The organism is Streptomyces sp. NPDC053474 (assembly GCF_044544845.1).
Lineage (GTDB): Bacteria > Actinomycetota > Actinomycetes > Streptomycetales > Streptomycetaceae > Streptomyces.
This window is the reverse complement of the sequence record NZ_JBITXV010000021.1, coordinates 15,201-36,408: the sequence shown is the minus strand read 5'-3', so window position 1 is coordinate 36,408 and position 21,208 is coordinate 15,201. Positions and strand designations below refer to the sequence as shown.

General features: G+C 70.8%; 23 protein-coding genes. 4 read left to right on the top strand and 19 right to left on the bottom strand.

Features of this window, described 5'->3' with window-relative positions; translation table 11 throughout:
• Positions 1 to 487: 487 nt before the first annotated feature.
• Positions 488 to 2,323, top strand: a complete 1,836-nt coding sequence (locus tag ACIG3E_RS35980; RefSeq protein ID WP_399624362.1) for an endonuclease/exonuclease/phosphatase family protein — start codon at positions 488 to 490, stop codon at positions 2,321 to 2,323.
• Here the strand turns inward: ACIG3E_RS35980 and ACIG3E_RS35975 are convergent.
• From ACIG3E_RS35975 to ACIG3E_RS35935, 9 genes are all read right to left on the bottom strand, one after another.
• Entirely contained in the window at positions 2,313 to 2,924 is a 612-nt protein-coding gene (locus ACIG3E_RS35975; RefSeq protein WP_399624360.1) for an antibiotic biosynthesis monooxygenase, read from the bottom strand. The genes ACIG3E_RS35980 and ACIG3E_RS35975 overlap by 11 nt on opposite strands.
• Positions 2,925 to 3,009: 85 nt before the next feature.
• Positions 3,010 to 3,801 carry an SGNH/GDSL hydrolase family protein gene (locus tag ACIG3E_RS35970; RefSeq protein WP_399624358.1) on the bottom strand — a complete coding sequence of 264 codons (792 nt, stop codon included), beginning with the start codon at positions 3,799 to 3,801 and terminating at the stop codon, positions 3,010 to 3,012.
• Positions 3,802 to 3,888: 87 nt separating this feature from the next.
• Positions 3,889 to 4,584, bottom strand: coding sequence for a hypothetical protein (locus ACIG3E_RS35965; protein ID WP_399624356.1), 696 nt, complete (start codon positions 4,582 to 4,584; stop codon positions 3,889 to 3,891).
• Positions 4,581 to 4,727, bottom strand: coding sequence for a hypothetical protein (locus tag ACIG3E_RS35960; RefSeq protein WP_399624355.1), 147 nt, complete (start codon positions 4,725 to 4,727; stop codon positions 4,581 to 4,583). The genes ACIG3E_RS35965 and ACIG3E_RS35960 overlap by 4 nt, the downstream gene beginning before the upstream one ends.
• A gap of 184 nt (positions 4,728 to 4,911) precedes the next feature.
• A complete protein-coding gene (locus tag ACIG3E_RS35955; RefSeq protein ID WP_399624353.1) occupies positions 4,912 to 6,237 on the bottom strand; it encodes a WD40 repeat domain-containing protein in 1,326 nt (441 codons plus the stop codon).
• On the bottom strand, positions 6,234 to 6,788 hold the full coding sequence (locus ACIG3E_RS35950) for a SigE family RNA polymerase sigma factor (RefSeq protein WP_399624351.1): 555 nt from the start codon (positions 6,786 to 6,788) through the stop codon (positions 6,234 to 6,236). The genes ACIG3E_RS35955 and ACIG3E_RS35950 overlap by 4 nt, the downstream gene beginning before the upstream one ends.
• Positions 6,789 to 6,904: 116 nt before the next feature.
• The gene (locus tag ACIG3E_RS35945; RefSeq protein ID WP_399624349.1) at positions 6,905 to 7,474 is read right to left on the bottom strand and encodes a hypothetical protein; all 570 of its coding nucleotides are present in this window, start codon (positions 7,472 to 7,474) and stop codon (positions 6,905 to 6,907) included.
• A gap of 123 nt (positions 7,475 to 7,597) precedes the next feature.
• A complete protein-coding gene (gene dapD / locus ACIG3E_RS35940; protein WP_138959060.1) occupies positions 7,598 to 8,587 on the bottom strand; it encodes a 2,3,4,5-tetrahydropyridine-2,6-dicarboxylate N-succinyltransferase in 990 nt (329 codons plus the stop codon).
• A gap of 34 nt (positions 8,588 to 8,621) precedes the next feature.
• Positions 8,622 to 9,857 (bottom strand): MFS transporter, encoded by a 1,236-nt coding sequence (locus ACIG3E_RS35935; protein WP_399624347.1) that lies wholly within the window; start codon positions 9,855 to 9,857, stop codon positions 8,622 to 8,624.
• Positions 9,858 to 9,979: 122 nt separating this feature from the next.
• Between ACIG3E_RS35935 and ACIG3E_RS35930 the strand changes: the two genes are divergently transcribed.
• Entirely contained in the window at positions 9,980 to 10,870 is an 891-nt protein-coding gene (locus tag ACIG3E_RS35930; RefSeq protein ID WP_399624346.1) for a winged helix-turn-helix transcriptional regulator, read from the top strand.
• On the opposite strand, the gene ACIG3E_RS35925 is transcribed toward ACIG3E_RS35930, so the two are convergent.
• Positions 10,871 to 11,419: a TetR/AcrR family transcriptional regulator gene (locus tag ACIG3E_RS35925; protein WP_399624344.1), complete on the bottom strand. Its 549-nt coding sequence runs from the start codon at positions 11,417 to 11,419 to the stop codon at positions 10,871 to 10,873.
• Entirely contained in the window at positions 11,419 to 11,739 is a 321-nt protein-coding gene (locus ACIG3E_RS35920; protein WP_399624342.1) for a DMT family transporter, read from the bottom strand. The genes ACIG3E_RS35925 and ACIG3E_RS35920 overlap by 1 nt, the downstream gene beginning before the upstream one ends.
• Before the next feature lie 99 nt (positions 11,740 to 11,838).
• Here ACIG3E_RS35920 and ACIG3E_RS35915 point away from each other — a divergent pair, with 99 nt between their 5' ends.
• Positions 11,839 to 14,142, top strand: coding sequence for a tetratricopeptide repeat protein (locus tag ACIG3E_RS35915; protein ID WP_399624340.1), 2,304 nt, complete (start codon positions 11,839 to 11,841; stop codon positions 14,140 to 14,142).
• 150 nt (positions 14,143 to 14,292) lie between these two features.
• On the top strand, positions 14,293 to 14,451 hold the full coding sequence (locus ACIG3E_RS35910; RefSeq protein ID WP_399624338.1) for a hypothetical protein: 159 nt from the start codon (positions 14,293 to 14,295) through the stop codon (positions 14,449 to 14,451).
• A gap of 45 nt (positions 14,452 to 14,496) precedes the next feature.
• On the opposite strand, the gene ACIG3E_RS35905 is transcribed toward ACIG3E_RS35910, so the two are convergent.
• The 8 genes from ACIG3E_RS35905 to ACIG3E_RS35870 form a co-directional block, all read right to left on the bottom strand.
• Positions 14,497 to 14,835, bottom strand: a complete 339-nt coding sequence (locus ACIG3E_RS35905) for a metal-sulfur cluster assembly factor (protein ID WP_030687191.1) — start codon at positions 14,833 to 14,835, stop codon at positions 14,497 to 14,499.
• Positions 14,832 to 15,302, bottom strand: coding sequence for a Fe-S cluster assembly sulfur transfer protein SufU (sufU, locus tag ACIG3E_RS35900; RefSeq protein ID WP_138959064.1), 471 nt, complete (start codon positions 15,300 to 15,302; stop codon positions 14,832 to 14,834). Before sufU ends, ACIG3E_RS35905 begins: the two co-directional genes overlap by 4 nt.
• A gap of 14 nt (positions 15,303 to 15,316) precedes the next feature.
• Positions 15,317 to 16,573: a cysteine desulfurase gene (locus ACIG3E_RS35895; RefSeq protein WP_399624335.1), complete on the bottom strand. Its 1,257-nt coding sequence runs from the start codon at positions 16,571 to 16,573 to the stop codon at positions 15,317 to 15,319.
• Positions 16,570 to 17,334, bottom strand: coding sequence for a Fe-S cluster assembly ATPase SufC (gene sufC / locus ACIG3E_RS35890; RefSeq protein ID WP_399624333.1), 765 nt, complete (start codon positions 17,332 to 17,334; stop codon positions 16,570 to 16,572). The genes ACIG3E_RS35895 and sufC overlap by 4 nt, the downstream gene beginning before the upstream one ends.
• Before the next feature lie 7 nt (positions 17,335 to 17,341).
• Positions 17,342 to 17,659, bottom strand: coding sequence for a bifunctional 3-phenylpropionate/cinnamic acid dioxygenase ferredoxin subunit (locus ACIG3E_RS35885; RefSeq protein ID WP_030687200.1), 318 nt, complete (start codon positions 17,657 to 17,659; stop codon positions 17,342 to 17,344).
• The gene (gene sufD / locus ACIG3E_RS35880; protein ID WP_399624331.1) at positions 17,656 to 18,840 is read right to left on the bottom strand and encodes a Fe-S cluster assembly protein SufD; all 1,185 of its coding nucleotides are present in this window, start codon (positions 18,838 to 18,840) and stop codon (positions 17,656 to 17,658) included. The genes ACIG3E_RS35885 and sufD overlap by 4 nt, the downstream gene beginning before the upstream one ends.
• Before the next feature lie 62 nt (positions 18,841 to 18,902).
• Positions 18,903 to 20,324: a Fe-S cluster assembly protein SufB gene (gene sufB, locus ACIG3E_RS35875; RefSeq protein ID WP_138959068.1), complete on the bottom strand. Its 1,422-nt coding sequence runs from the start codon at positions 20,322 to 20,324 to the stop codon at positions 18,903 to 18,905.
• A complete protein-coding gene (locus ACIG3E_RS35870; RefSeq protein WP_399624329.1) occupies positions 20,321 to 21,088 on the bottom strand; it encodes a helix-turn-helix transcriptional regulator in 768 nt (255 codons plus the stop codon). Before ACIG3E_RS35870 ends, sufB begins: the two co-directional genes overlap by 4 nt.
• Positions 21,089 to 21,208: the final 120 nt, after the last annotated feature.

Here is a 21,208-nt window from a genome sequence, read left to right as displayed (position 1 = left end):
CCCACTCCCCCGACACCTCCGCGCCCCACGCCCCCAGGCCTCCGCGCACCACGCCACCCGGGCCTCCGCCCGCGTCCCGCCCGGCCTCCGCCCGTCCGTCGCCTGCGGGTCCGTCGTGGCCGATCGCGCAGTTCCCCGCGCCCCTAAAGGGCACCTCCACCCAGGCCTCCGCGCCGCCCGGGCCTCCACCCTCCCGTCCCCTGCGAGTTCGTCGTGGCCGATCGCGCAGTTCCCCGCGCCCCTAAAGGGCGCTCCGCCCAAGCCTCCGCCCACGGCGCCCGCGGCGTCCCCCGCTTGGGGCTCTTTGTGTTGGTTCATGCACCTGTCAGGAAACGTACAGGCGCGGGACACCGGTCCGACCTTGACAACTCCCCTGGTCGCACCGGAGATTGACGCGCGTAGAGCGCCACCTGCCCGGACCGCGTGAGCCTCTGCCCCTCAATCCCGAACCCCGGAGTCCTCGATGTCCCACATATCCCGATCCCGCATGCCCAGATCCGCCGCCGTGAGCGCGGTCGTCGCCACCGCTCTCGCCGCCGGTCTGCTCGCCGCCACCAGCTCGTCGGCCGCCTCCACCGGCTCCTCGGACGCCGACGAGGTGCGCGTGCACGACATCCAGGGCGGCACGCGCCTGTCCCCGCTCGCGGGTCAGCAGGTCGCCGACGTGCCGGGCGTCGTCACCGGAGTGCGGACGTACGGCTCGAAGGGCTTCTGGATCCAGGACGCGCAGGCGGACGGCGACCCCGCCACCAGCGAGGGCGTCTTCGTCTACACCGGCACCGCGCCGACGGTGAAGGCGGGCGACGCGGTCCGCGTATCCGGCACGGTCACCGAGTACGTCCCCGGCGGCGGCGCCTCCGGCAACCAGTCCCTCACGCAGCTCACCAAGCCGACCGTGACCGTCGAGTCCTCGGGCAACGAGCTGCCCGCCCCCGTCACGATCAGCGCCAAGTCGGTGCCGTCCGCGTACGCGCCCGCCGGTGACCCGGCCGACGGCAACAGCGTCAACAAGCTGCCGCTGCGGCCCCGCGCGTACGCCCTGGACCTGTACGAGTCCCTGGAGGGCATGAACGTACGCGTCGGCTCCTCGCGCGTGGTCGGCGCGAGCGACCCGTACAACGAGCTCTGGGTGACCGTGAAGCCGCACGAGAACACCACGCGGCGCGGGGGCGCGCGCTACGGCTCGTACGAGGCGCAGAACACCGGGCGGCTCCAGATCCAGCAGCTGGCCCCGGTCTCCGAGCGGCCGTTCCCGAAGGCGGACGTCGGGGACGCCCTGACCGGGACCACCGAAGGGCCGCTGGACTTCAACCAGTTCGGCGGGTACACGCTCGCCGCGCGCTCCCTCGGCGGGGTCGTGAGCAAGGGCCTGGAGCGGGAGCGGACCCGGCCGCAGCGCGAGCGCGAGCTCGCCGTGGCGACGTACAACGTGGAGAACCTGGACCCGGGCGACCCGCAGGCCAAGTTCGACGCCCTCGCGCAGGCCGTCGTCACGAACCTCGCCTCGCCGGACATCGTGGCCCTGGAGGAGATCCAGGACAACAACGGCGCGAAGAACGACGGCACGGTGGCCGCCGACCAGACCCTGAGGAAGTTCACGGACGCCATCGCCGCGGCGGGCGGCCCGCGCTACGCGTGGCGCTCGGTCGACCCGGAGAACAACAAGGACGGCGGCGAGCCCGGCGGCAACATCCGCCAGGTCTTCCTCTACAACCCCGAGCGGGTGTCCTTCACCGACCGCCCGGGCGGCGGCGCGACCACGCCGACGGACGTCGTGCGCGAGGGCAAGCGCGCCGCGCTCACCCGCTCGCCCGGCCGGATCGACCCGGCGAACGAGGCGTGGACCAACAGCCGCAAGCCGCTCGCGGGCGAGTTCGCCTTCCGCGGCAAGCCCGTCATCGTGATCGCCAACCACTTCGCGTCCAAGGGCGGCGACGAGTCCCTGACCTCCCACCACCAGCCGCCGACCCGCTCCTCCGAGGTCCAGCGCGTCAAGCAGGCCACGGCGGTCAACGCCTTCGTGCGCAAGGTCCGCGCGGCCGAGCGGAACGCGGACGTCGTGGTCGTCGGCGACATCAACGACTTCGAGTTCTCCCCGGCCACCCAGGCCCTGGAGGCGGGCGGCGCGCTGCGCGCGGGCATCAAGTCCCTGCCCCGCGCCGAGCGCTACTCCTACGTCTACCAGGGCAACTCCCAGGTCCTCGACCAGATCCTGGTCAGCCCGGGCGTCGGCCGCTTCGCCTACGACAGCGTCCACGTGAACGCCGAGTTCGCCACCCAGAACAGCGACCACGACCCCCAGATCGTCCGCTTCAAGCCGTAGGTCCCACGCCGAAGGCGAACCGGTACCGCTTGGCGGTGCCGTCCGCCACCGCGCCCCCGGCCTCTCGCGTCCACTGCGCGTACGTGAGGCCCCGCGTCCCGTCCGTGCTCAGATGCGCGTGGGCGGCGACCAGCCCGGGAACCCCGGCGTGCGCGGCCAGCGAGGCGTCCGCCCACTCCCGGCGACGGTCGAGGTCCGCCCCTGCGAGGTCGGCCTCGACCGTCGTGAAGCCCGTGGGCACGCCCGCCCCCGGGCCCACGCTGCGGTAGCGGCTCGTCTTCGTCAGGCCGACCCGCTCGATCCCCGGCACCGCCGCGTCGATCTCCGCGTTCCGCTCGTCGCGCCCCCGCGCGAAGAAGTCCTGGTAGGCCTGCTCGTCGCGCCACTGCGAGTGGTGCATCAGGGTCTGGCCGTCGAGTCCCTCGTACACGCTGTACGACAACAGCCCCTCGTGCGGCCACTCCCGGCTCTCCCAGGCGCGGGCGATCGCGGCGACCGTGGCGCGCTGCCGCTCGGGCGTGCCGAGGCGCCAGGTGCTGAAGAAGGTCAGGCCCGCGTCCCCGGCGAGCGGGGCGGGGGGCGTGGTCAGGCGCTGCGTCATCGGGGTCCTCCGAGGTCAGTAGGGGTGCGGGACCGCCGTTCGGCTGCCCGTACCGCCTACGTTCCAAGGTCAACCAAGGTTGAGGTCAAGCCCGTTCCGGCAGCGTCACCACGGCGAGGCCCGGCCGCTTCGCGGTGTGCCCGTCGTTGCGCGGCACGCGCCACCGCCAGGCCCGCCGCCGCACCCACGGCCCCGCCGCCCCCGCGAGCCACCGCACCTCCTGCGCCGCGCCGCCGAGCGCGGAGACCGGCGCGAGCGGCGGCAGCGGCCGCGCCCAGTCCGCGTACCCGGGGACGCCGAGCGCGTCGGCGACGCCCGCGGCGATCCGGGCGTGGCCGAGCGGGCTCGCGTGCATCCGGTCGCGGCTCCACAGCCGCGGGTCGGCCGTGATCCGCTGCGGGAACAGGTCGAGCACGATGACGCCGTGCCGGTCGGCGGCCGCGCGGATGCGGGCGTTGAGGTCCATCACGCGGGGCTGCGCGCGGCGCGCGAGCGGGGCGATGCGGCCGATGTCGGGGATGGTCACCGTGGCCACGCAGGCGCCCGCCCCGGTGAGCTCGGCGAACATCTCCTCCATGGCGCGGGCCGTGCGCGCCGCGTCGTAGCCAGGGCCGACCAGGTCGTCGACCCCGGCCACCACGGTCGCGAGGTCCGGCTTCAGGGCCAGGGCGGGCCCGAGCTGGTCGTCCTTCACCCGCTCCGTGACGCGGCCGCGCACCGCGAGGTTGGCGTACGAGAAGTCCGGGTGGCCGAGGGCGAGGATCTCCGCGAGCCGGTCCGCCCAGCCACGGTAGCCGCGGTGTTCGTCACCGTCGCCGAGCCCTTCGGTACGGCTGTCTCCGACGGCGACGTACCGCGCGTACGGATGCGAGGTCATGGCCCGAGGGTCCTGCGGAGTCGAGCGCTCCGTCAACGAGGCGTCGGCTCCCCCGGCGCACTCCGGCCACCGCCCGCCCCTCCCCGCTCAGGCGCCCCCCGCGCGGGGCGGCCCCGGCCCCTGGTCCGGCTCGCGCAGCCGCGCCAACTCGCTCTGGAACCAGTCGAGCCGGGCCTGGAGCAGCGCCGCCTCCGCGGTCAGCTCGGGCAGGCCGAGGCCCGTCGGGGCCGCCCCGGGCACCCCGGGCGCCGCGGTCACCCGCAGCCCCTCGCCCGCCGCGGCCGCGAACCCGGCCAGGGACACCGCCGCCCGGCCGCCGCCGCGCCCGCACCGGCCGCACACCCCTTCGAGGGCCCGCCAGCCGGGTCTGCCCCAGCCCGCGTCGGCGAGGCCCGTGGCGGCCGCGCCGCAGTCGCAGGGCCGCACGGTCACCGAGCGGACCCGCTGGCGCGCGGAGCGGAAGCCCCGCTCGAAGCGGATGTACGCGCCGAGCACCGCGACCTCGAGGAGGGCGGCCGTGCGGTGCTCCGCGGTGCACAGCAGCCCCTCGGCCTCGGCGCGGGCGTGCACGCAGTGGAAGCCGCAGTCGCAGCGGCGGTGCGGCGCGCGGTGCCGTCTGCCGTAGGCGCAGCGGGCCTCGTCGAGCACGCCGTAGGGCAGGCTGCCGCCCAGGGAGATGCCGGTGAAGGCGGCCCGGGTGCCGTCGTGGGACAGCATCGGGTGGGCGATCTTGTATCCGGTCGGCGGCTCCTTCGGGCGTTCCTCGGGAAGCCGGAGACTCATCGTCCGACGGTCACCTCACGCGCGGCGGCCGCCTGCCGCTCCTCGGCGTCCAGGACGAGCTCGGGGGTCTCTTCGTCGGCCGCCGCGCTCCCGCGGGGCTCTTCCTCGGCGATTCCGGTGGCGAGTGCCTTGCCCAGCCTCATGCTGCCTCCTGTACGCGCGGTACGCGACGGACGTGTTCGCCTGGCTCCCGCCATGGTGACGCATTCCGGGGCGGATTGGCACCGCGCGTGCCGCCCGTGCGGCCCGCCGACCGGGGCGTGGTCGGCGGGCCGCTCTCCCCTCCCGCGACAGGGCAGGCGCGGGAGGCGTGCGGGACGGGCGGGCTCAGCGCGCGGTGAGCAGCGGCGTCCAGCGCCCGGGGTCGTCGTCCGAGGGCTTGCGGAAGTCGCTGAGCGGCACGACCTTCCCCTTGCCGACGGTGACCATGACGAGCCGGGTGCGGTACTCGTTCTTGCCCGCGCACCGCTCGGTGGCGCAGGCCCAGGCGATGAGGCGCTTGTTGTCGGCCCAGGCGAGCTGCTGCATGCCGGGGACGCTGCCCACCTTCCGGCCGGTCTTCGGGTCGAGGAGCGGCGAGCCCTTGTCGTCGCCGTCGCCGGCGAGGAGCTTGCCGTCGGGCGAGAGGCCCGCCCGCGGCCAGCCCGCGTACTTCTCGCCCGCGGGCGCCTTGGTCTTCTCGCCGTCGAGGGTGTACCAGTGGCGGCTCGGGTTCTCGGGGGCCGAGGCGTCCCGGGTGTCCCCTATGTCGCCCTCCGGGACCTCCTTGCCGTCCGTGAACTCGACGTCATCGCCGTCCGTGATCTCGGCCGGGGACTCCGCGACCTCCTGTGTGTAGAGCTTCGTACCGTCGTGGGACCACTCCAGGTCCTCGCGCGGATTGCCCTCGTAGGTGCCCCACTTGTCCGGCTTCGGCTGCCGCAGCGCGTGGAAGGGGCCGACCTCGCCGGTGCCCGCGTCGATCACGTAGAAGCCGGTGCGGCTGCCGTGGCGGCGCGGCTCGTCGTGGGGGAACTGCTTCGGCGGCGCCAGGAGGCGGTCCGGGTTCTTGCTGTACGAGGTCGCGACGAGCCGCTTGCCGTCGGGCGACCACTCGACGCCCGCGACGGGCCGGTCCGGGGTGATCCAGCGCTCCACCTCGCCGGTTGCGAGGTCGAGCAGGCCGATGCGCCGGGCGGGCAGTTCGCCCTCCAGGACGGCGGCGGTGCGCATGCCGGGGGCGACGTCGGCCCAGGCCCACTTCTCGTCGGCCTTCTCGTACGTCCCGGTCTTCCGGTTCAGCAGCGTGTAGCGGCGCTTGAACAGCTCGTCGCCGTTGGACTGCTTGACCGTGCTGGTCGTGTAGTACCCGGACACCGCGGTGTTCCCCGCGGCGATCAGGTCGCGCGGCGGCGACTGGTCCGGGTGCCCGATGACGTCGCTGTTCAGCGACCCGCTGGCCGGGCCCGCCTCGTCACGCCCGGGGCCGTCGCCGGGCAGGCTCGTCACGGCCACGGCGATCGCGGCCGCCGTCACGGCGGCGGCCCCCACGACGCCGCGCCGGTTGCGCCGCCGCCGGGCGGTCAGGACCCGGTCGGTGAGGTCGCCCCGCGGCGTGCCGCCCGCCGCGGCCTCCTCCTGGAGCGCCTCGCGCACCAGCTGCTCTACGTTCACGGACGTACCTCCACAGGTGAGATGTCACGGGGCGGCGCGGCCGCGGCGGGCGCCGGGCCGAGCGCCGCCAGCTCGGGCGCGAGGGCGCGCAGCCGGGCCAGCGAGCGGTGCGCGGTGCTGCGGACCGTGCCGACGGAACAGCCGAGGATCCGGGCCACCTCGGCCTCCGGCAGGTCCTCGAAGTACCGCAGGACGAGCACGGAGCGCTGGCGCGGGGTGAGCCGAGCGAGCGCGCCGCGCATCACGACGCGCAGTTCGGCGGCGCCCTCCCCGCCGTCGCCCGCCCGTTCGGGGAGCTCGGCGACGGCCACTTCGCGGCGCGGCCACTTCAGCCGCCACCGGCTGACCTGCTGCCGGTAGAGGACCTGGCGGACGTACGCCTCGGGCTCGTCGAGCCTGCTCCACCGGTCGGCGACCTTCACCAGGGCGTTCTGCAGCAGGTCCTCCGCGGCGTGCCGGTCGCCGCCGCTGAGCAGGACGGCGGTCCTCAGCAGGGCGCCGGACCTGCTCTCCACGAACTCGCGGAAGCGTTCCTGGCTTTCGGCATCCATCGTCACCTTCTCTTCTCCGGCGGCCTCACTGCCCCCTCTGCTGTGGATGACGTGCGAGGACCCGCGTCGCTATGCCTGGGGCGCGACGCGGGTCCTGGGAAAGGCGGGGCGTGGGGTCAGTGCTTCGGACCGAAGCCCTTCCCCTTGGTCCATGTGAGCCGGTCCGCGTGGTACTTGAACGTGACCTGCTTGCCGTTCTTGGTGATGTCGGCCCTGGCCCAGCCGTCGAAGCCCTTCGTGATGTGGTGCTCCCACTTCGTCAGGCGCCCGGTGGCGACCGCGGCGAGCGACTCCTGGGGCGGCTCGCCGTCGTAGCAGTAGGTCCCCCAGTCGGCGATCGCCGCGACGGTACCGGCGCGGTGCTTGAGCGTGATGCCCTGGCAGACGTCGGTCTTGGTGCGGTACACGGCCTTGGGCTTGGACCAGCCGCGCGCCTTGGGGCTGTAGTCCTGGACGTACAGCCCCTTCTTCTTCAGGTAGTGCATGGCGACGCGGCGGCCGTCCGGCAGCTTCACCTGGGACTCGTACGGCGTCGGGGAGCCGCTCCAGTGGATGTCGGAGTGCTGGAGCTTGTAGCTGTGCCCGCTGGTCGTCGCACGGGCCTCGGCACCCCCGACCCCGAGCCCCACGACGAGCACGACGGCCGCCCCACCCGAGACCGCCGCTCGCATTGCTGTCCTACGCATGTTGTTCCCCTCCCTTGGAGCGCCCCGAAGGGGCGCGGTGCGGTGACATCTGCGGCTCCGCCGCGTGGGCGCGCCCAGCCACAACCGGCCCGCAGAATCACACCGCACCCCGGGCACCCGAACTCAGTTGTGGCTGTGCAGTACGTCGTTCAGGCCACCCCACACCGCATTATTGGGCCGCGCCTCAACGGCCCCGGTGACGGAGTTCCGTCGGAAGAGGATGTTCGAGGCCCCGGACAGCTCACGGGCCTTGACGATCTGCCCGTCGGGCATGGTCACGCGCGTACCGGCCGTGACGTACAGACCCGCCTCGACGACGCACTCGTCACCGAGGGCGATGCCGACCCCGGCCTCGGCGCCGATGAGGCAGCGCTCGCCGATGACGATGCGGACGTTGCCGCCGCCGGACAGGGTGCCCATGGTGGAGGCGCCGCCGCCGATGTCGGACCCGTCGCCGACGACGACACCGGCGGAGATCCGGCCCTCGACCATCGAGGTGCCCAGCGTGCCCGCGTTGAAGTTCACGAAGCCCTCGTGCATCACGGTGGTGCCCTCGGCGAGGTGCGCGCCGAGCCGGACGCGGTCGGCGTCGCCGATGCGGACGCCCTTGGGGGCGACGTAGTCCGTCATGCGCGGGAACTTGTCGACGCTCGTCACCGCCAGGTGCAGGCCCTCGGCGCGGGCGTTCAGGCGGACCTTCTCCAGGTCGTCGACGGCGACCGGGCCCAGCGAGGTCCAGGCGACGTTGGCGAGGAAGCCGAACATGCCGTCCAGGCTGGCGCCGTGCGGCTTGATCAGGCGGTGGCTGAGCAGGTGCAGCCGCAGATAGACGTCGTGCGCGTCCAGCGGCTTCTCGTCGAGCGAGGCGATGACCGTACGGACGGCGACGACCTCCACGCCGCGGCGGGCGTCCGGGCCGATCGCCTTCGCGGCGCCCTCGCCGAGCAGCTCCACGGCACGCTCGGCGCTCAGCCGCTCGCTCCCGGCGGGGCCCGGCTCGTCGACGAGCTCGGGGGCGGGGAACCAGGTGTCGAGCACGGTGCCGTCGGCGGCGATGGTGGCGAGCCCGGCGCCCACGGCGCCGGTGGTGCGGGAAGCAGTCGTATCGGTCATGGGTGAAAACCTAACCGGGGCGGGGGCGCGGAGGCTAACCGGTGGGGGTGGGCGTCTCGTGGGCCGAGCGCCGGACCGCCGCCCCGGCACCGGGCGCCCCTGGTCGGGACGCCCGCCCCGCCCCCAGGAGCAGCACCCCGGCCGCGCCCGCGAGCACCGCGCACACCGGCCACAGCGCCCCCGGCGCAACGGTGTACAGCGCACCGCCCAGCGGGGCGGACAGCACGACGCCGCTCACCGAGACGCCCGCATACAGGCTCTGGAACCGCCCCTGGGCATGGGCGGGTGCGCTGTCGGCCACGTACGCCGTTGCGGGCGTCTTGTACAGCACCTCCCCGGCGGTGAGCAGCAGCATCATGGCGACGGCGGTGCCGAGGCCCGTCCCGAGGGCGAGCACCCCGTAGCCCGCCCCGACGAGCAGCACGCCCCCGCCGATGATCCGCAGCGGCGTCCGCCCCCGCAGCGCCACGGTCACCGGCAGTTCGAGCAGCAGGATGAGCCCGCCGTTGATCGCGAGCAGCCATCCGTAGACGCCGGTGCCGAGCCCGTGCCGGTCGAGGTCCGCGGGCAGCGTCGAGTACTGCTGCCGGTAGACGAGGTCGGTGACGAGGATCACGGCGAGCAGCAGCACGACGGCGGGCCGCTGCCGCAGGCACGCGAGCACCCCGGGCCCGTCCGGGGCGCCGCCCTCGGTGGTGCGTCCGGCCGCGCGCGCGGGCAGCACGCGCGCGGCGTACGCGGCGAAGACGAGCGTGCCGACCCCGTCGACGACGAACAGGACGCCGTACGAGAAGCGGGCGATGAGCAGCGCGCCCAGGGGCGGGCCCACGGTGAAGCCCGCGTTGGCCGCGAACCGCATCACCGCGAAGCCCTGGCGCCGGGCCCCGTCCGGCACCATCACCGCGACGAGCGCACCGTTGGCGGCGCGCACGCAGCCGCCCGCGTACTGGCTCAGGACCGGCACGACGTACAGCAGCGCGACCGGCAGGAACGGCAGGGCCAGCACCCCGACCCCGCTGATCAGGGAGCCGAGCAGCAGGACGCGCCGGTGTCCGTACCGGTCGCCGAACCAGCCGCCGGTGAAGTTCCCCGCGACCTGCCCGGCGCCGCCGATGCCGCTGATCAGCCCCGCCTGTGCGACGGACAGACCGCGCTCGTCCGTCAGGTACACGAAGAAGTACACGAAGGTGAAGGCCACCACCATGTTGAAGAACTGACCGACGGCGAGCAGCCGCACGGTCCTCGGTACGTCGCGCAGCCCGCGCAGCATGCCACCCCCGCTAGACCCGGTGAGTTTCCGAGTTTCCGAGTGAGTTCCTTTTGGGAACGGACTATGGCAGCATGCGAAGCTCCGGGTCAACGCCCCATCGGCCCGGGGAGAGTGTGAGGGACATGCCACGGCGGACGAGCCTCGGCGACGCCCACTGCGCCATCGCGCAGGCCCTGGACGTCGTCGGCGACTGGTGGACCCTGCTGATCGTGCGCGACACGGCCCGCGGGGTGCACCGCTTCGACGCGCTCCAGAGCGAACTCGGCCTGTCCCGGAAGGTGTTGGCGGAGCGCCTGCGCCTCCTCGTGGACGCGGACGTGCTGGCCAGGGTGCCGTACCAGGACCGCCCGCCGCGCCACGAGTACCGGCTCACGCCGCGCGGCCGCGCCCTGCTGCCGGTCCTGATCGCTCTCCAGGACTGGGGGGACACCTGGGTGTTGGGAGACGGAGAGATGACGGCGACGGCGACGACGGAGTCCTCGCGGGAGGCACGGCGGGTCCATGAGCTCCTGGGCACGCGCGTGCCGGAGCTGCGGCTCCTCGCGGACGACGGCACGCCGAGCGACCCGGTGGCGGACGCGGCGTACACGGTCCTGTACTGCTTCCCGGGCGCGTACGCCCGCAAGGACGCCTATCCGCCCGGCTGGGCGATGATCCCGGGCGCGCGGGGCTGCACGCTTGAGTCGTGCACGTACCGCGACCGGCTCGCCGAGTTCGCGGCGGCGGGCGCGGCCGTGCGCGGCGTGTCCACCCAACGCCCGGACGAGCAAAGGGCGTTCGCCACCAAGGAGGGGCTGCGCTTCCCGCTCCTCTCGGACGCGGACCTGGCCCTGGCGGCGGCCCTTCGCCTGCCGACGTTCCGCGCGGCGGGCGTGAGCCGCCTCAAACGGCTGACGCTGGTCGTGGACGCCGAGCGCATGGTGCGGCACGTGCAGTACCCCGTCACCGACATCACCGCATCCGTCGACGAGGCCCTGGAGGTGGTCGACCGCCTGTCGCGGGAGCGGAGTTGATCAGCCGCGCGGGGCGTCGATGAGCCGCGCGAACATCTCCCGCGCGTAGACCGGGTCGTACGCGTCCCCGTGGAGCAGCACCTGCAGGCAGATGCCGTCCATCAGCGCGCTGATCCCGCGCGCGGTGGCGGCGTCGGTGTGCTGACGGAGCAGCGCCATAAGGCCCTCGCACCACTCGGCCGCGACCGGCCGCAGCGCGGGTCTGCGCAGGGCGGCCAGATACAGCTCGTACTCCAGCTCCACGCTCTGGCGCCGCCCGACGAGCCACTCCCCGAGCAGCGCGGCGAGTTCCTCGGCGAGGTCAGCGTCGGGGTCCCGCAGCAGGCCGCGGTCGTCGGCCGACTTCGCGTACGCCTCGTTGGCCTGCCGCAGGGCGGCGATCATCAGCTCGTCGAGGGTCTTGAAGTGGTACGTCATGGACCCGAGCGGCACATCGGCCTCGGCGGCGACGGACCGGTGGCTGAGCCCCGCGATGCCCTTCGCGCCCACCACTCGGATCGCCGCGGCGATGATCCGCTGCCGCCGCTCGGGGTCGTAGCGCCGCACCATCAGTGGGCCCCGCCCAGATTCAGCACGACGACGCCCGCGATGACGAGCACGATCCCCGAGACCTTGACCAGGTTCGCCGACTCCCCCAGGAACACCATCCCGATGGCGGCCACGGCGGCCGTCCCGATGCCCGCCCAGATCGCGTACGCGGTCCCCACGGACAAGGTCTTGAGCGTCTGCGCGAGCAGCGCGAAGGCCAGCAGATACCCAGTAACGGTGATCAGCGAAGGCCACAGCTTGCTGAACCCGTCGCTGTACTTCATGGCCGTCGTCCCGGCCACCTCCGCCGCGATGGCCGCGGCCAGCAGTCCGTATCCCATGCGTACGAGAGTACATATCGTTGCGTACGGCTGTACACAATGAGCGGCAGCAGAGGTATCACCCGCTCCGCTGTCGGTAGCGTCAGGCATCATCGCGGCATGGAGCACTCCGCACGTGATTCGGACGTCAGGGCAGCATTCACTCGGGCCATTCAGGCAGCCATGACCGAAGCGGCTCGCGAGGGCAGCACAAGGCCCACCTTGAAGAAGATCGCCCACGCCAGTCAGGGGAGTGAGCGCCCGAGCGTCAGCGCGTCGGCGGTCAGCGCATGGAAGACAGGACAACGCATTCCCTCCTCGTGGTCCGTCCTGGAATCTTTTCTCAGCGCCTTGGAGAAGGCGGCTTCGCTGCCAAGAGGAAGGTTCGATCGGCGCTCCTGGGAGCGGCTCTACAAGAGCGCACAGAGAGATCCCGTCGCCGCTGAGCACCCAGGCGTAGCGACGTTTCTCGTGCGGGAGGCCGACCCGCTCGAACTCAAGGTGCACCGAGCACGCACCACAGAGGATGGAAACGCCCCCCCTGCGTACATTCCACGTGATATCGACCCTGCCGTACGCAATGCCTTGTCCCGGTTCGGCGAAGACGGCGGCGTCCTCCTCCTCACCGGCCCCTCTACGGCCGGTAAGACGCGATGCGCCTATGAGGCGATGACCGCAACGCTGCCGGATCACCGACTGATCGTGCCTCACCATGTAACCGACCTTCCGCATGCGGTCAGCGAAGCGGTTCGTGCGGCCAGGTCCGGGACACGCTGCGTCCTCTGGCTCAACGACATGGAGCAGCACCTGGGGCCGGAGGGCCTGGCACTCAACGACATACGCGCGCTGCGCGCGGCGCGAACCGTAGTGCTCGGCACGATGCGTTCTCGCATCCGCGTTGATCTCCCTTCCCACGAACTGGTGCGACTTGCCGAAGAGTTTGAAGTCGAGCGGCTGTGGTCCCCGAAGGAACTCGAACGCGCTCGCGAGAAGCTTCGGTCCCACCGCGACGAGCGGCTGCGGCTGGCCCTCGACCAGGCAGATGACTTCGGCATCGCGGAGACACTGGCCACAGGCCCCCAGCTCTGGCGGGAGCTGCGCAGCGCATCGGTCGTGAACGGCAACCCTAGGGGAGCCGCGCTGGTCTGGACCGCGATCGATCTAGCGCTGGCGGGACTCACCGATCCGTTGTCCGTCGAACTGCTCAAGGAACTACACGAGCGGTATCTGCCAGGGCGTAACAAGCAGCTGATCGCCCCGGAGCCCTTCGGCACCGCGCTGTCCTGGGCGACGAGCCCCCGGGACGCCGTGACAAGGCTGCTGATTCCTGAAGGGGACGGCCTCAGGCCGTTCGACTACCTCCTGGACGCGCATCTGAGAGATCGAGGCCCCTCACCAGAGCTCATCCCTGACGAGATCTGGGAAGTTGCCCTCAAACAGGGTTCCCGCAAGCATCAGCGCTTTGGCATCGCTCTGGCCGCTCACGCCAACGACCGAATGGACATCGGCAGACGCGCCTTGCTGCCCCTCGCTGACGCGGGAGATGTGGACACCCTCCGCACGTTGGGACTCCTCTACGAACGGGGCGACGCGCGGGAAGCAATCGGGTGGCTTCAGCGGGCCATCGACGCCGGAGATGTCCTGTCCCTCCGCCTCATGGGCAATCTCCATTTCCGGAAGCGCGACCGGCAGACCGCGAGCGAGTGGTACAGGCAGGCAGCAGAGGCAGGGGACGAGGTTTCGCAGTCGTACTACAACTATCCGGGCGTGGACCGCAGATCCATACCGGACGAGTTGGCTCCGCCACCGGCGCCCGAGGATGAGGCGGACGGAGAAGAGGACTGGGACGAAGACCAGGAGTACGGTCCGACTGCTCGCACGCTGAAGGTACTGAAAGCCGCTTGCGACATCGTGGCCGATCTTTCGTACGACACACTCGAAGAGATCGGCGACCGCCCGGTCGACCTCGGCGACAACTACGCCTTCACCTTCAGCGACCTCCCGGTCCTGACCTGGCGCCAGGACAGTCATTGGCGTCGACAAATGGTGCGCTGTTTCGACGACTTGGCCAGTGACATCAGGGCCGGAAAGTGGCCGCAGCCCACCTGTACAGGCGAGGAGATGGCCTTGCACATAGCCGTCGATCACGCATCGAGCATGGTGATCGACGACCCCGAGCTGGTCACCTCGTTCGTAGAGGGACTGCCGGCGCACCACGACGACTGGGACTGGGGCCTGTGCCTGGACGTCCTTCTGGAAGACACCGATGTGCTGTTCCTGTACGAGCCCTGGTCCCAGGGCATCGAGGACTCCGACCACCACCTCAACCAGTTCATGGGCATCGCGAACCTTGAAGCGGAGGACTGGTTCAGGCCCTTCTACGAAGAGACCGCACGTGACCCGGAGCGGGGATTCCGCCGCTGAGCCGCCGTCCCGCCGGGAAAACCCGCTCATGCGCCCTGACCTGGGGAATCGTGCGTTGGCCCCGCAAGCGTGGTGGCCGCGTCGGCAGGGGATTCGGTTACGTGGTGCCACGCGATCGCGGCAACCGCCCTACGACGGAAGGCTCTCTTCATGCCCTTCACCTACGAGCTACTGCTCCTCGCAGGCATCCCACTGATCCTGAGCCTCGTACTGCTCATCGGGCATCTCGCGACCCTGCGAGGCTTGCGGGGTGGTCAACGCGTGGCCGCCTTCCAGGTCTTCACCGACGCGGTGAAGCGCCGCCGGTAATGCGAAGGGCCCGGCGCGCACCGCCGGGCCCTTCGTTTAGAACTGTCAGACGTTGAACCCGAGCGCCCGCAGCTGTTCGCGGCCGTCGTCGGTGATCTTGTCCGGGCCCCACGGCGGCATCCAGACCCAGTTGATCCGGAGCTCGTTGACGATGCCGTCCGTGGCGGACTTCGCCTGGTCCTCGATGACGTCGGTCAGCGGGCAGGCCGCCGAGGTGAGCGTCATGTCGATGGTGGCGATGTTGGCGTCGTCGACGTGGATGCCGTAGATCAGGCCCAGGTTGACGACGTCGATGCCCAGCTCGGGGTCGACGACGTCGTAGAGCGCCTCGCGGACCTCTTCCTCCGAGGCGGGCTTCGTCGTCAGGGTCTCGTTCTCGCTCATGCCGTCTTCCTTTCGGCGTCGGCGTCGGCCCCCAGGGCCTGTGCCGTCGCGTCCTTCCACGCCATCCAGCTCAGCAGAGCACACTTGACGCGCGCGGGGTACTTGGAGACCCCGGCGAACGCGACCGCGTCCTCCAGGACCTCCTCCATCGCGTCGTCCGGCTCCAGCTTGCCCTTGGACTGCATCAGCTCCAGGAACACGGCCTGGATCTTCTGCGCCTCGGCGAGCTCCTTGCCGACGAGCAGCTCGTTCAGGACGGACGCGCTGGCCTGGCTGATGGAGCAGCCCTGGCCCTCGTACGACACGTCGCTGATGCGCGAGCCCTCGTACTTGACGCGCAGCGTGATCTCGTCGCCGCACGTCGGGTTGACGTGGTGCACCTCGGCGTCGCCGTCGCGCAGACCACGCCCGTGCGGGTGCTTGTAGTGGTCCAGGATCACGTCCTGGTACATCGAATCCAGCTTCACTCCGAGCCAGCCCCTCAGCCGAAGAAGTTCCGTACGTGCTCCAGGCCGTCGACCAGGGCGTCGATCTCGCCGGGCGTGGAGTACAGATAGAACGACGCTCGCGTGGTCGCGGGAATTCCGTAGCGCAGGCACACGGGGCGGGCGCAGTGGTGGCCGACCCGGACCGCGATGCCCTGCTCGTCGAGGACCTGGCCCACGTCGTGCGGGTGGATGTCGCCGAGCGTGAAGGAGATCGCGGCGCCCCGGTCCTCGGCCGTGGACGGGCCGATGATCTTCAGGTCCGGGACCTCGAGCAGGCGCTTCACCGCGTACTCGGTGATCGCGTGCTCGTGCCGCTCGATCTTGTCCATGCCGATGGCCGTGAGGTAGTCCACGGCCGCGCCGAGGCCGACGGCCTGCGCGATCGGGGGCGTACCCGCCTCGAACTTGTGCGGCGCGGGGGCGTAGGTCGAGGAGTGCATGGACACCGTCTCGATCATCTCGCCGCCGCCGAGGAACGGAGGCAGGTCCTCCAGGAGCTCCTGGCGGCCCCAGAGCACGCCGATGCCCGTCGGACCGCACATCTTGTGGCCGGTGAAGGCCACGAAGTCGGCCTGGAGGGCCTGTACGTCCAGCGGCATGTGCGGCGCGGCCTGGGAGGCGTCGATCAGGACGAGCGCGCCGACCTCCTGGGCGCGGCGCACGATCGCCTCGACCGGGTTGACCGTGCCCAGGATGTTGGAGACCAGGACGAAGGAGACGATCTTCGTCTTCTCCGTGATGACCTCGTCGATGGTGGAGAGGTCAAGACGGCCGTCGTCCGTCAGACCGAACCACTTCAGCTTCGCGCCCGTGCGCTGCGAGAGCAGCTGCCACGGCACGATGTTGGAGTGGTGCTCCATCTCCGTGATGACGATCTCGGTCTCGTGGTCCACGCGGTAGGGCTCGTCGGCCCAGCCGAGCATGTTGGCCACGAGGTTGAGCGATTCCGAGGCGTTCTTGGTGAAGATCACCTCGTCGCGGCTCGGCGCGTTGATGAACGCCGCGACCTTGTCACGGGCGCCCTCGTACAGCGCCGTGGCCTCCTCGGCGAGGACGTGCACGCCACGGTGGACGTTGGCGTTGTGCTGCTCGTAGTACTCGCTGACCGCGTCGATGACCTGGCGCGGGGTCTGGGACGTGGCCGCGTTGTCCAGATAGACGAGCTTCTTGCCGTCGTGGAGAGTGCGGTCCAGGATCGGGAAGTCCTTGCGGAGCGCCTCGGCGTCGAGGAGGCCCGGCAGCTGTGTCACGAAGATGCGCCACCCTTCACGTACGCCTCGTAGCCCTCGTTCTCCAGCTTGTCGGCGAGCTCGGGGCCGCCGGACTCGGCGATGCGCCCGTTCGCGAAGACGTGGACGAAGTCGGGCTTGATGTAGCGCAGGATGCGCGTGTAGTGCGTGATGAGCAGGGTGCCCACCTCGCCCGTGTCACGGACGCGGTTGACGCCCTCGGAGACGACGCGCAGGGCGTCGACGTCCAGGCCGGAGTCGGTCTCGTCGAGGATCGCGATCTTCGGCTTGAGGAGCTCCATCTGGAGGATCTCGTGGCGCTTCTTCTCACCGCCGGAGAAGCCCTCGTTCACGTTGCGCTCGGCGAAGGACGGGTCCATCTGGAGCCCGGCCATCGACTCCTTGACCTCCTTCACCCAGGTGCGCAGCTTGGGGGCCTCGCCGCGGATCGCCGTCGCCGACGTGCGCAGGAAGTTGGAGACGGAGACGCCGGGGACCTCGACGGGGTACTGCATGGCGAGGAACATGCCCGCGCGGGCACGCTCGTCGACCTCCATCGCCAGGACGTCCTCGCCGTCGAGGGTGACGGTGCCCTGCGTGATCGTGTACTTGGGGTGGCCCGCGATGGAGTAGGCGAGGGTCGACTTGCCGGAGCCGTTCGGGCCCATGATGGCGTGCGTCTCGCCCTGCTTCACGGTCAGGTCGACACCCTTGAGGATTTCCTTGGTGCCGTTCTCGACCTCGACGGTCACGTGCAGGTCGCGGATTTCAAGCGTTGCCATGGGTGCCTCAGGACTCCTGGGAGAGGGAGACGAGCACGTCGTCCCCTTCGATCTTTACGGGGTAAACGGGGACGGGGCGCGTCGCGGGAAGGCCGGACGGCTTGCCGGTGCGGAGGTCGAACGCGGAGCCGTGCAGCCAGCACTCGATCTGGCAGTCCTCCACCTCGCCCTCGGAGAGCGAGACGTTCGCGTGCGAGCAGATGTCGTGGATCGCGAACACCTCACCCTCGGTGTGGACGACCGAGACCGGCGTGCCGTCGAGTTCCACCCGCTTCGGGGTGTCCTCCTCCAGCTCGCTCAGTCCACAGGCGCGTACGAACGTCATGCGACGGACGCCTCCAGCTCCTCTTCGATCTTCGCGATGAGCCGCTCCTCGATGTCGGCGACACCGATCTGCTGGACGAGCTCGGCGAAGAAGCCGCGGACGACGAGGCGGCGCGCCTCGTGCTGCGGGATGCCGCGTGCCATCAGGTAGAACAGCTGCTCGTCGTCGAAGCGGCCGGTCGCCGACGCGTGGCCCGCGCCGACGATCTCGCCGGTCTCGATCTCCAGGTTCGGCACCGAGTCGACCCGGGCGCCGTCCGTCAGGACGAGGTTGCGGTTCATCTCGTAGGTGTCGGTGCCCTCGGCCGAGGCCTCGATGAGGACGTCGCCGATCCACACGGCGTGCGCGGCGTCGCCCTGGAGGGCGCCCTTGTAGACGACGTTGGACTTGCAGTGCGGGACGTTGTGGTCGACCAGGAGGCGGTGCTCCTGGTGCTGGCCCGCGTCCGTGAAGTACAGGCCGAACAGCTCGGCCTCGCCGCCCGTGCCCGCGTACGCCACGCGCGGGTGGATGCGGACGACGTCACCGCCGAAGGTGACGACCACGGACTTGAAGGAGGCGTCACGGCCCACGAGCGCGTTGTGCTGCGCGACGTGCACCGCCTTGTCGTCCCAGTCCTGTACGGAGACGACGGTGAGCTTCGCGCCGTCGCCGAGGACGTAGTCCACGTTGGCGGCGAGGACCGCGTCGCCGGAGTGGTCGATCACGACGACGGCCTCGGCGAACGCGCCAAGCTCGATGACCTGGTGGCCGAAGGCGGTGCCGCCCTCGCCGCGCACGGCGATGCGGATCGGCTCGCTGAGCACCGTCTCCTTGGGGACGGTCACGACCGAGGCCTTCTCGAAGGCCGAGTACGCCTGGGCGGCGACGCGGTCCACCGGGGTACCCGCCTTGCCGAGCCGGGCGTCGTCGCGCCCCACGGTCTCCACGGTGACGCCCTCGGGGGCCTCGACCTCGACCTTGACGCCCTCGCCGGTCGCGGCGGCGGTGCCGTCGTGCAGCCCGCGCAGGCGCTCCAGCGGGGTGAACCGCCACTCCTCCTCGCGGCCGTGCGGCACCGGGAAGTCCGCCACGTCGAAGGACGGGGGCGCGCTCATGCGGGTGGCGACGGTGGACTCGGCGGCCACCGCGATGGTGCCGGCGGTCGTGGACCCGACCGGGATGTTCTGAGCCTCAGCCATGGCTGTCGTCGTGCTCTCTCTCTGCGTGTAAGTCAGTCGCTGCTTCGATGGCGGGGCCGGTGCTAGCCGACCGAGCCTTCCATCTGCAGCTCGATCAGCCGGTTGAGCTCCAGGGCGTACTCCATGGGGAGCTCCTTGGCGATCGGCTCGACGAAGCCGCGCACGATCATCGCCATGGCCTCGAACTCGGTGAGGCCGCGGCTCATCAGGTAGAAGAGCTGGTCCTCGGAGACCTTGGAGACGGTCGCCTCGTGGCCCATGGACACGTCGTCCTCGCGGACGTCCACGTAGGGGTAGGTGTCCGAGCGGGAGATCGTGTCGACGAGCAGCGCGTCACAGAGCACGTTCGACTTCGATCCGGCGGCGCCCTCACCGATCTCGACGAGGCCGCGGTACGACGTGCGGCCGCCGCCGCGCGCCACCGACTTGGAGACGATGTTGGACGACGTGTTCGGCGCCATGTGGACCATCTTGGAACCGGCGTCCTGGTGCTGGCCCTCGCCCGCGAAGGCGATGGACAGGGTCTCGCCCTTGGCGTGCTCGCCCATCAGGTAGACGGCCGGGTACTTCATGGTGACCTTGGAGCCGATGTTGCCGTCGATCCACTCCATGGTCGCGCCCTCGTAGGCCACGGCGCGCTTGGTGACCAGGTTGTAGACGTTGTTCGACCAGTTCTGGATCGTCGTGTAGCGGCAGCGGCCGCCCTTCTTCACGATGATCTCGACGACCGCGGAGTGCAGCGAGTCCGACTTGTAGATCGGCGCCGTACAACCCTCGACGTAGTGGACGTAGGCGTCCTCGTCGACGATGATCAGCGTCCGCTCGAACTGGCCCATGTTCTCCGTGTTGATGCGGAAGTAGGCCTGGAGCGGGATCTCGACGTGCACGCCCTTGGGGACGTAGATGAACGATCCGCCGGACCACACGGCCGTGTTCAGCGCGGCGAACTTGTTGTCACCTGCGGGGATGACGGTCCCGAAGTACTCCTTGAAGAGCTCCGGGTGCTCCTTGAGCGCCGTGTCGGTGTCCAGGAAGATGACGCCCTGCTCCTCCAGGTCCTCGCGGATCTGGTGGTAGACGACCTCGGACTCGTACTGCGCGGCGACGCCGGCGACCAGGCGCTGCTTCTCCGCCTCGGGGATGCCGAGCTTGTCGTACGTGTTCTTGATGTCCTCGGGCAGGTCCTCCCAGGACTCCGCCTGCTTCTCCGTGGAGCGCACGAAGTACTTGATGTTGTCGAAGTCGATGCCCGACAGGTCGGAGCCCCAGTTCGGCATGGGCTTCTTCTCGAAGAGCTTCAGGCCCTTGAGGCGCAGCTTCGTCATCCACTCGGGCTCGGACTTCTTGCCCGAGATGTCGCGGACGACGTCCTCGCTCAGACCGCGCTTGGCGGCGGCACCGGCCGCGTCGGAGTCGGCCCAGCCGTACTCGTAATTGCCCAGGCCCTCGAGCTCAGGGTGGGCAGTCTCCGTGGGGAGAGTCATGCGGGGTTCCTCCCGGCCGTGCTTGCTGATGCGTGGTTGGTGGTCTGTGGGGTGCTGTGCGGGACCTCGCCGCGCGGGATGAACGTCGTACAGACGCCGTCGCCGTGGGCGATGGTGGCGAGTCGCTGGACGTGCGTCCCGAGCAGCTGGGAGAAGATCTCCGTCTCCGCCTCGCACAGCTGGGGATACTGCTCGGCGACGTGGGCGACCGGGCAGTGGTGCTGGCAGAGCTGCTCGCCGCTGTGCGGATGGGGTGCGCTACGCGCCGTAGCAGCGTACCCGTCCGAGGTCAATGCCTTCGCCAGGGCCTGGGTGCGGTCGGCCGCGGGGACCGCGTCCATCGCCGCCCGGTACGCCTTCGCCTGCTCGGCGACGCGGGCCCGGGCGAACGCGACGATCGCCGCCTCGCCATGCGTCTCCCCGATCCAGCGCAGGGCGTCGGCGGCCAGCTTGTCGTAGGACTGGTCGAAGGCGTCCCGGCCGCAGTCGGTGAGCGCGAAGACCTTGGCGGGGCGGCCGCGCGTGCGCGCGCCGTAGACCCGCTTCTCGCGGCCCTCGACCACGTTCTCCTGGACGAGGGCGTCGAGGTGGCGGCGGACGGCGGCCTGGGTCAGACCGAGGCGGCCCGCGAGGTCGGCCACGGTGGACGGGCCGTGGTCCAGGATGGAGCGCGCGACGCGGTTGCGCGTGGACCGCTCACCGGTCGCGAGCTCTTCCTGGGGAGCCCCCGGAGGGGTCTCCTGAGCCTCGCCAACGTTTTTCACAACGCCATTGTTGCGTAATTCCTCAGAGCCTGACAACCCATGCTCCGATCACCGAGCGGTGCGGTGCATCACTTAGGTTCACCTAAGCTGACCTGCGGAAACGATCATCGATCGATCAAA